General features: G+C 71.6%; 3 protein-coding genes. All 3 read left to right on the forward strand.

Going from position 1 to position 2,889, the window contains the following annotated elements:
• The coding region (gene cmk / locus JAO81_RS41715; protein WP_199553225.1) for a (d)CMP kinase at positions 1 to 570 on the forward strand (570 nt) is incomplete at its 5' end.
• A complete protein-coding gene (locus JAO81_RS41720) occupies positions 528 to 1,223 on the forward strand; it encodes a 1-acyl-sn-glycerol-3-phosphate acyltransferase (protein ID WP_199553226.1) in 696 nt (231 codons plus the stop codon). The genes cmk and JAO81_RS41720, both read left to right, overlap by 43 nt.
• A 109-nt stretch (positions 1,224 to 1,332) precedes the next feature.
• Positions 1,333 to 2,814 carry a ribosome biogenesis GTPase Der gene (gene der / locus JAO81_RS41725; RefSeq protein ID WP_199553227.1) on the forward strand — a complete coding sequence of 494 codons (1,482 nt, stop codon included), beginning with the start codon at positions 1,333 to 1,335 and terminating at the stop codon, positions 2,812 to 2,814.
• The last annotated feature ends 75 nt before the right edge of the window (positions 2,815 to 2,889 follow it).

Genomic DNA, 2,889 nt, shown 5'->3' on the forward strand with positions numbered 1-2,889 from the left:
GGCGCCCAGTCCCGGGCGACCACCTGGTGGATGGTGCCCAACGGCATCGACATCACGGACCCGCCCGCCATCGCCGCCGCCGCGGACAAGCCGGAGATCGTCTCGGGCACCGACCCGTCGGGCCCGACCATCTCGGTCGACGGCACGGACGTCGCCGGCCCGATCCGTACGCAGGAAGTGACCTCCAAGGTCAGCGCGGTCAGCGCGGTGCCCGAGGTGCGCACCCGGATCACCGAACTGCAGCGCTCCATCGCCGCGGCCGCCGAGAAGGGCATCGTCGTCGAGGGCCGTGACATCGGCACCACCGTGCTGCCGGACGCCGATCTCAAGGTCTTCCTGACCGCCTCGCCCGAGGCCCGCGCCGCCCGCCGCAGCGGCGAGCTCAAGGGCGCGGACGTCAACGCCACCCGTGAGGCCCTGCTCAAGAGGGACGCGGCCGACTCCGGCCGCAAGACCTCCCCGCTCGCCAAGGCGGACGACGCCGTCGAGGTCGACACCAGCGACCTCACGCTGCAGCAGGTCATCGAGTGCGTGGTCACCCTGGTCGAGGAGAAGCGGGCCGCGAAGTGACCCACGGGGAGACCGCCGCGTCCGAGCGGGGTGCGGAGGTAGGCCGCAAGATCGGCGTCGGGCTGATGTACGGCCTGTGGAAGCCGCGCGTCCTGGGCGCCTGGAAGGTGCCCGCGAGCGGCCCGGTGATCTTCGCCGTGAACCACTCGCACAATGTCGACGGCCCCATGGTGATGGGGACGGCGCCGCGGCCCACGCACTTCCTGATCAAGAAGGAAGCGTTCATCGGGCCGCTGGATCCGTTCCTGACCGGGATCGGCCAGCTCAAGGTGGACCGCTCGACCGCGGACCGGACGGCGATCACCGGGGCGCTGGACGTCCTGACCGCGGGCGGCGTCCTGGGAATCTTTCCGGAGGGCACCCGGGGCGACGGCGACTTCGCCTCGCTGCGCGCCGGGCTCGCGTATTTCGCGGTCCGCAGCGGTGCGCCGATAGTCCCGGTGGCCGTACTGGGAAGCACAGACCGTCCCGGACGGTTGATAAAGGGGCTGCCGGCGCTCCGCAGCCGTATCGACGTGGTCTTCGGTGACCCCTTCGACGCGGGCGACGGCAGCGGACGGCGGACGCGCAAGGCCCTCGACGAGGCGACCCTGCGGATCCAGGAGCGGCTGACCGGCCACCTGGAAAACGCCAGGCGCCTCACGGGGCGCTGAGTAAGACTTGAAGCACCGCGTCGCACCCGGCACCGGGTGGGAACGCGGTGAGTAGTGGCCCGCGCGCCTGCGTGGTCCATCGATGACCGATGACAGAGGTACGGACTTCATGAACGACCAGATCCCCGCAGAGGGCGCGCACGAGCACGAGCACGACCACGGCGCGCTCGGCGAGGCGGAGTACGCGGAGTTCATGGAGCTCGCCGCGGAAGAGGGCTTCGACATCGAGGAGGTCGAAGGCGCGATCGAGGAGGCCGGGCACGGCCCGCTCCCCGTGGTCGCCGTCGTCGGCCGCCCCAATGTCGGCAAGTCGACCCTGGTGAACCGCGTCATCGGCCGCCGCGAGGCCGTCGTCGAGGACAAGCCCGGCGTCACCCGCGACCGCGTCACGTACGAGGCCGAGTGGGCCGGCCGCCGCTTCAAGCTCGTCGACACCGGCGGCTGGGAGCAGGACGTCCTCGGCATCGGCGCCTCCGTCCCCGCCCCGGCCCAGGACGCCCTCGGGGCCCCCGCCGCCGTGATCTTCCTCGGGGGGGCCACCCTCGGCGGCACCGACACCGACGCGGCCGTCGTCAAGCTGCTCCGCAAGGCCAAGAAGCCCGTCGTGCTGTGCGCCAACAAGGTCGACGGCCCGAGCGGCGAAGCCGACGCGCTGGCCCTGTGGTCCCTCGGCATCGGCGAACCGCACCCGGTCTCCTCGCTGCACGGCCGCGGTACGGGTGACATGCTCGACGCCGTCCTCGAGGCGCTGCCCGACGCGCCCCAGCAGACCTTCGGCGGCCCCGGTGTCGGCGGCCCGCGTCGTATCGCCCTGATCGGCCGCCCGAACGTCGGCAAGTCCTCGCTCCTGAACAAGGTGGCCAAGGAGGACCGCGTCGTCGTCAACGAGATGGCCGGCACCACCCGCGACCCGGTCGACGAGCTGATCAACCTCGGCGGTGTCACCTGGAAGTTCATCGACACCGCGGGTATCCGCAAGAAGGTCCACCTGCAGTCCGGCGCCGACTACTACGCCTCGCTCCGTACCGCCGCCGCGGTCGAGAAGGCCGAGGTCGCCGTGATCCTGATCGACGGCGCGGACTCGATCAGCGTGCAGGACCAGCGCATCGTCACGATGGCGGTGGAGGCCGGACGCGCCATCGTCATGGCGTACAACAAGTGGGACACCCTCGACGAGGAGCGCCGCTACTACCTCGAGCGCGAAATCGAGACCGAGCTCGGCCAGGTCGCCTGGGCGCCGCGCGTGAACGTCTCGGCGCGTACCGGCCGCCATATGGAGAAGCTGGTTCCGGCGATCGAGACGGCCCTCGCGGGCTGGGAGACCCGGGTGCCGACCGGGCGCCTCAACTCCTTCCTCGGCGAGCTGGTCGCCGCCCACCCGCACCCCGTGCGCGGCGGCAAGCAGCCCCGCATCCTCTTCGGCACGCAGGCCGGCACGAAGCCCCCGCGCTTCGTGCTCTTCGCCTCCGGCTTCATCGAGGCGGGCTACCGCCGCTTCATCGAGCGCCGGCTGCGCGAGGAGTTCGGCTTCGAGGGGACGCCGATCCACATCTCGGTGCGGGTGCGCGAGAAGCGCAGCAAGAAGAAGTAACGGTCGGACTTCCGGTCGTACGAAGGGAGCCCCCCGCGGGCCGGCGGGGGGGCGTCCGGGGGGGGGGGGGTGGAG

Origin of the sequence: Streptomyces sp. N35 (assembly GCF_016464295.1) — a bacterium.
Lineage (GTDB): Bacteria > Actinomycetota > Actinomycetes > Streptomycetales > Streptomycetaceae > Streptomyces.